The following is a 5,701-nucleotide window of genomic DNA, read 5'->3' as shown; positions in this document are numbered from 1 at the left end:
GACGGGCCCGGGCCGTCACCCCCGCGCGCGCAGCCAGGCCGCAGCGTGCGCCGGACGGCTCAGGCGCACCACGTGCAGCGGGGCGAACCGCTCCGCCCCGACACGGCGGGCGATCTCCGCGCGGCGCGCGGCGTGGCCGGTCCACGCCGACCAGGCCGGGTGGTCGCGGGTCAGCCAGCCGGACCAGGTCTCCCGGTTCCCGCCGAAGATCCTCTCGCGCAGCAGGGACCTCCGCAGGGAGCGGCGCAGCACGCGCGGCATGATCACGCGGCGCGGGTAGTCCAGCCAGACGATCGTGTCGGCCTTCTCCCACAGCAGGTCCCGTACGGCCGGATACCCGAGCGAGTCGACGACCCAGCGCGGGCCCTCCGCGAGCGCGCCGACCTCCTCGGCGAACGTCTCGTTCACCCGCCAGCCGGGGCCCCCGAAGTAGAGGGCGTCCATCTCGTGGTACGCCAGGTCCAGCCGCCGGGACAGGGCCCGCGCCATGGTGGTCTTGCCCGCGCCGGTGCTGCCGACGACGAGGACGCGCCGGAGGGCGCCCGTCGGCTCGGCGGCGGCGTTCGAGGAGCCGTCCGTCATGGCGGACAGGTCATCACACCGCGCGGGGCGCGGTGCGCGCGGCCCCGGGGAAGCCGGCGTCGGCGCGGCCGCGGAGTCCGGACGCGGGCCGGGGCCCGGCGCCGTCAGTTCTTGCCGCGCCGCTTGCGCAACTCGTCGGCGACGGGGGTCAGCGACGCCCGCAGCTGCGCCAGCTGCTCCGGCGCCAGCATGTCGATGAAGTGCCGGCGCACGGACGCGACGTGGTGCGGGGCGACCTTGCGCATGGTCTCCATGCCCTGGTCCGTCAGGACGGCGTACAGGCCGCGCCGGTCGGACTCGCAGTGCTCCCGCTTCACGAGGCCCGCGGACTCCATCCGGGTGACCTGGTGGCTGAGGCGGCTCTTGGACTGGAGCGTCGCCGCGGCCAGGTCGGTCATGCGCAGCCTGCGGTTCTCGGCCTCGGAGAGGTTCACGAGGATCTCGTAGTCGTTCATCGTCAGGCCGAAGGGCTGGATGTCCTTCTCCATCTGGTACGTCAGCAACCGGTTGACATCCAGGTGCGTGCGCCAGGCGCACTGCTCCGCGTCGGTCAGCCAGGGACCCTCGGTCTCCTGGGCGGCGGTCTGTGTCTCGGTCTCCATGACGACATTCTACCTAAGAAGTTGAAATTTATACGAAGGCTGGACGCCCCGCGTTCGCCCGGAGTGTCGCGCCGCCCGCCGGGAGCCGTACCGCCCGGCCGGACCGCGTACCGCCTCGTCGTCCTCCCCGGTCCCGCTCCCCGCGGCGCCGCGCCTCCCGGGCCGCGGGGCGCCACGGTCAGAGGCCGAAGCGCCGCTGCAGGTCGCCGAGCTGCCCGCCGAGGCGGGGCAGGCCCGCCGCTCCGCCTCCCGGCCCCCCGGCTCCCGGCCCTCCGCCCGGCACGCCCGCCTCGTCCGGCACGGCGCCGGTCGGCCGTTCCGCCATGAGGATCTCGGTGGACTGGACCAGTACAGTACCCGCCCCGACGAACTCGAACTGGTGCTCCTCGCCGGACGCGCCGCCGATCCCCGTCATCGCCCGCACGCCGCCGAGGATCCCGCGCATGTAGCCGAAGTCGTAGTGGTGGCAGGGGGAGGGGCAGTCGGCCCAGCCGACGAGGGCCTGCGGGTCCACCCGCAGCGGCGGCTCCATGAACACGACAGGACCGTTGGACACCGCCACGAACTTCCCCGTCCCGATCAGCGTCAGGAAACCGGGCACGATGGACTGCTTCAGCGCCAGCGACGGCTGGTAGGCCAGCAGGTTGCCCGACCGGATGGTCAGGTTGCCGTCCTCCAAGTCGTAGGAGTTCACGTCGAAGGCCCGGTCGGCGAGGAGCATCTTGCCGCTGCCCTGCGCCACGACCCAGTCGGCCACGTGCATCGGCGAGTGGAAGCTGGTGCGCATCAGCCCCTCGAACCGGCCGTGGCCGACGCCCTCGAAGGAGATCTGCCCGTAGTAGGCGACCATCTTGCCCTTCTGCAGGAACCACTGGTCGCCGCGCAACTCCACGCAGAACAGGTACTTGTTGACGTTGTCGTCGCTCGGCAGCGTCATGGGGTCGAAGACCACGGGCCCGCTCACAGCTTCTCCTCCGACGCCTGGACGAACACCGCACCGCTGCCGCTCAGCTCCAGCTGGAACGCCTCGCCCGAGCCGCGGCCCACCATCTCCCGCCAGCCGAGCGCCGTCGACAGCTTGTTGCGCACGTCACCGTGGTGCGCCACGTACGCCTGCGGGTCCACGTGCACCTCGCGGCCCGGGGTGATCGGCAGCTCGACCACGCCGCCGTGGGCCATGACCGCGACCGCGCCGTGACCGCGCAGCGTGGTGGTGAACAGGCCCTGGCCGGTGACCTGGCCGCGCACCATCCCCATCACCCCGCCCTGCGAGCCCATGAACATCGTGCCCTGCTCCAGCGACCCGTCGAAGGCGAGCAGCCGGTCCGCCTCGACGTACAGGGTGTCGCCCTCCAGGTTGATCACCTGGATGTGGTGGCCGCCGTGGCCGAACAGGACCGTGCCACTGCCCTCGACCGTCATGAGCGGGGTGGCCTCGTTCGCCACCCGGCGCCCGATCATGGACATCACGCCGCCCTGGCCGCCCTGGATGTTGGGGGTGAAGGAGACGTCGCCGCGGTAGGCCACCATGGCGCCCCGCTGGCTGAACATCCGCTGCCCGGGCAGGACCGTGGCCTCCACCAGCTTGTCGTTGAGCTCCCGGAAGGGCACTAGATGTCACCGCCGATCGTGTTCCGCTCGCTGGGCTGGACGTAGACGAGGCCGTCGCCCTCGAACCTGATCTGGAACGACTCGCCCGATCCCTCGCCCATGAAGGTCCGGAAGGAGACGCCCGACTGGAAGCTCTGGCGCAGATCGCCCTGGTGGGCGATGTAGGCGCCCGGGTCCACGGACAGCGGGTAGGACGGGCTGACCCGCAGCACCACCGCCGGGCCGTCCGACATGACGGCCGCCTGGCCGCTGCCCTCGACCGTCGTCGTGAACAGGCCGTTGCCGCCGGCGGCGCCGCGCAGTCCGGTGAACGTCGTCCCGGTGCGCAGGCCCGCGTCCGTGCACAGCAGGTTCGACGCCTCGACGTACAGCTTGTCGCCGTGCAGGGCCACGAGGTTGATCTCGCTCGCCCGGTCCGCGAAGTAGCAGGTGCCCCGGCCGCGCACCTCCATTACGGTCATCGACTCGCCGGTGATCCTGCGGGTGACCATCCCCCGCAGGCCCTCGCCGCCGCCGCTCATCTTCTTGAAGGACATCTGGCCGTCATAGGCGACCATCGAGCCGTTCTTCGCCTTCACCGCGTCGCCGGCCATGTCGACGGCGAGCATCTTGCTTCCCTGGAGTCGGAACTGAGCCACGGCACGACGGTATCGGGCCTCGTGCCCGGCGAACAGCACCCCTCGTCGCCCGGGCCCCGGCTCCGGCCCGCGGGCGCGGCGGCCGGGCACCACCCTGCCACGGGCCTTCCGGGCACGGCTGCCACAATGGACCCGGTTTGTGCGCGCGTTCACAAACGACTCCCGACCGAAAGCGACGCCTCCGTGGACATCAAGACCGCATCCGCGCTCCACCGACTCCGCCTCGTCTCGGGGCCCGAGGCGGTGTCCTTCCTGCTGCTGCTCGTCTGCTCGGTGCTCAAGCGCACCACGGACTTCAACGCCGTGCCCGCGATGGGCATGATCCACGGGATCCTGTTCATCCTCTACGTACTGTTCTGGCTGGACGCGTGGCGCTGCGCCCGCTGGAAGCTGCCGACGGCCGCGCTGTACTTCGTCCTCTCCGTCCTGCCCACCGGGGGCTTCTTCGCCGAGCGCATGCTCAAGCGCGCCTCCGAGGACATGGTCATCGCCGCCAGGGCGCGCCGCGAGGGCACGGTGAACGCATGATCGTCGCCTTCTCCGTCTCGCCGCTCGGCGTCGGCGAGGACGTCGGGGAGTACGTCGCCGACGCCGTGCGCGTGGTCCGCGAGTCCGGCCTGCCGAACCGCACGGACGCCATGTTCACCTCGATCGAGGGCGAGTGGGACGAGGTGATGGACGTGGTCAAGCGCGCCGTCGCCGCCGTCGAGGCCCGCTCGTCGCGGGTCTCGCTCGTACTGAAGGCCGACATCCGCGAGGGCGTCACGGACGGGCTGACCGCGAAGGTGGAGACCGTCGAGCGGCATCTGCGCGCGGACGACGCGACCTCCTGACCCGCTCCGCCCCGGCCGTCCCCGCCCGGCCTTCCCCGTGGGGCCGGCCGCACCGCTCTCCCGGGCGGGGCCGCGCGGCCCGGGCGCGGCGGTGGTCCCGGGACGGCGCGGGTCCTCCCGCCGCCGCCCCGGCTGCCCGCCGTCTCCCGGCTGCCCGCCGTCTCCCGCCTGCCGCCGTCCGGCGCTTCCGCCCTCATCCGGACCGCCGTACCCCGGCCACCGCGCGACGGTGCCGAGCGGACGGCCGCCACCCGCACGGGGGAATTCCGGCCGCGCGGTGTTCCCCGCTCGGACCACTCCGCTCGACACGCCTGCCCGTGACGCCTTGTCTGGAGGTGTCCGGGGGTGGCGGGGGCTTCGTCGGCTGGAGGTGTCAGCGTGCGGCCCGAGAGCTGTGACCAGGACGACCACGGGTGCCTGCCCGATCCGCCCGGTGGGAAGCGGGAACCGGCCGCCGCCAACCGGGTGCGCCACCGGGGCGTGCCGGCGGGCGAGCCGCACCGAATAGGCGCGGTCCTCGTGACGGTGCTGGCGCCGGTGCTGACGGCCGTGCTGCTGTGGCATCTCGTGCGGCCCGCCGGACGGACCCGGCGCACCGGCGGCGGATGGCCCGCCGTCCTCGACGGCGCCGCGCTCGCGTCCACCGCCTGCGCCGCGCTGTGCCTGCTCCTGGCCGTCGCCCTGCCGGCCCTCGCGACGCTGGTCGCACGCGACCCCGTCCCCGTCCGGCCCCCGTCCGGCCTGAGGGCCGCCCTCGTCGTCACGTACGTCCCCGGCAGGGAGCCGCTCGACGCCGTGCGCACGACGCTGCTGGCCGCGCTGCGGCTGCGGCGCGAAGGACCGCTGGACGTCTGGCTGCTGGACGAGGGCGACGAACCGGCGGCCCGGGCGCTGTGCGCGGACATCGGCGCACGGCACTTCAGCCGCCGGGGCGTGCCCGAGTGGAACCGCCCCGCCGGCGCCCACCGGGCGGGCACCCGGCACGGCAATCGCAACGCCTGGCTCGCGATGTACGGCGACTGCTACGACGTCCTCGCGTGCGCCCGCGCCGGCGAGGAGGTGCTGCCCCACTTCCTGGAACGCACGCTCGGACACTTCCGCGACCCGGACGTCGCCTTCGTCGTGGGCCCCCGGTCGCTCCGGGACGCGGCCGGCACGCCGCCCGCGCGGGCCGCGGAGGCCCAGGCGCTCGTGCTCCAGACGCTGTTCCAGCGGGCGGCCAACCGCCGGCGGGCGCCCCTGCTCGCGGGCGCCGCCGTCGTCAGGACCGCCGCGCTCCGGCAGGCGGGCGGCTTCGTGCCCTGCGGCGCGGACGACCTGGCCACGGGCGTCGAGATCCACCGCAGGCGCAATCCCGCGACGGGCGGGCACTGGTGCTCCGTCCACACGGCCGAGATCCTCGCCGTCGGGCCGGGGCCGGCGAGCTGGCCGGAGT

Annotated in this window: 7 protein-coding genes and 1 pseudogene; 3 read left to right on the top strand and 5 right to left on the bottom strand. The window is 73.5% G+C overall.

Translation table 11 applies throughout. The features are described from left to right. Positions 1–15 precede the first annotated feature (15 nt). The 5 genes from L1885_RS22455 to L1885_RS22435 all read right to left on the bottom strand — a co-directional run bounded on the left by L1885_RS22455 (position 16) and on the right by L1885_RS22435 (position 3,433). Positions 16–582 carry a P-loop NTPase family protein gene (locus L1885_RS22455; RefSeq protein ID WP_235798980.1) on the bottom strand — a complete coding sequence of 189 codons (567 nt, stop codon included), beginning with the start codon at positions 580–582 and terminating at the stop codon, positions 16–18. Between the two features lie 104 nt (positions 583–686). Beyond that, positions 687–1,184 carry a MarR family winged helix-turn-helix transcriptional regulator gene (locus L1885_RS22450; RefSeq protein WP_235798979.1) on the bottom strand — a complete coding sequence of 166 codons (498 nt, stop codon included), beginning with the start codon at positions 1,182–1,184 and terminating at the stop codon, positions 687–689. A gap of 178 nt (positions 1,185–1,362) precedes the next feature. Then, positions 1,363–2,148, bottom strand: a complete 786-nt coding sequence (locus tag L1885_RS22445; protein ID WP_235798978.1) for an AIM24 family protein — start codon at positions 2,146–2,148, stop codon at positions 1,363–1,365. Next, positions 2,145–2,795 (bottom strand): AIM24 family protein, encoded by a 651-nt coding sequence (locus L1885_RS22440; protein ID WP_235798977.1) that lies wholly within the window; start codon positions 2,793–2,795, stop codon positions 2,145–2,147. The genes L1885_RS22445 and L1885_RS22440 overlap by 4 nt, the downstream gene beginning before the upstream one ends. Beyond that, complete coding sequence (locus L1885_RS22435) at positions 2,795–3,433, bottom strand: AIM24 family protein (protein ID WP_235798976.1); 639 nt, start codon at positions 3,431–3,433, stop codon at positions 2,795–2,797. Before L1885_RS22435 ends, L1885_RS22440 begins: the two co-directional genes overlap by 1 nt. 183 nt (positions 3,434–3,616) lie before the next feature. Here L1885_RS22435 and L1885_RS22430 point away from each other — a divergent pair, with 183 nt between their 5' ends. The 3 genes and pseudogenes from L1885_RS22430 to L1885_RS29265 all read left to right on the top strand — a co-directional run. Beyond that, positions 3,617–3,961, top strand: a complete 345-nt coding sequence (locus L1885_RS22430) for a DUF3817 domain-containing protein (RefSeq protein ID WP_235798975.1) — start codon at positions 3,617–3,619, stop codon at positions 3,959–3,961. Next, on the top strand, positions 3,958–4,266 hold the full coding sequence (locus L1885_RS22425; RefSeq protein ID WP_235798974.1) for an MTH1187 family thiamine-binding protein: 309 nt from the start codon (positions 3,958–3,960) through the stop codon (positions 4,264–4,266). Before L1885_RS22430 ends, L1885_RS22425 begins: the two co-directional genes overlap by 4 nt. Before the next feature lie 378 nt (positions 4,267–4,644). After that, a pseudogene (locus tag L1885_RS29265) lies at positions 4,645–5,701 on the top strand (glycosyltransferase); the annotation flags it as partial.

It is taken from the genome of Streptomyces fuscigenes (assembly GCF_021556455.1).
GTDB classification, from domain to species: Bacteria; Actinomycetota; Actinomycetes; order Streptomycetales; family Streptomycetaceae; genus Streptomyces; species Streptomyces fuscigenes.
This window is presented reverse-complemented; position numbering and strand designations above follow the sequence as displayed.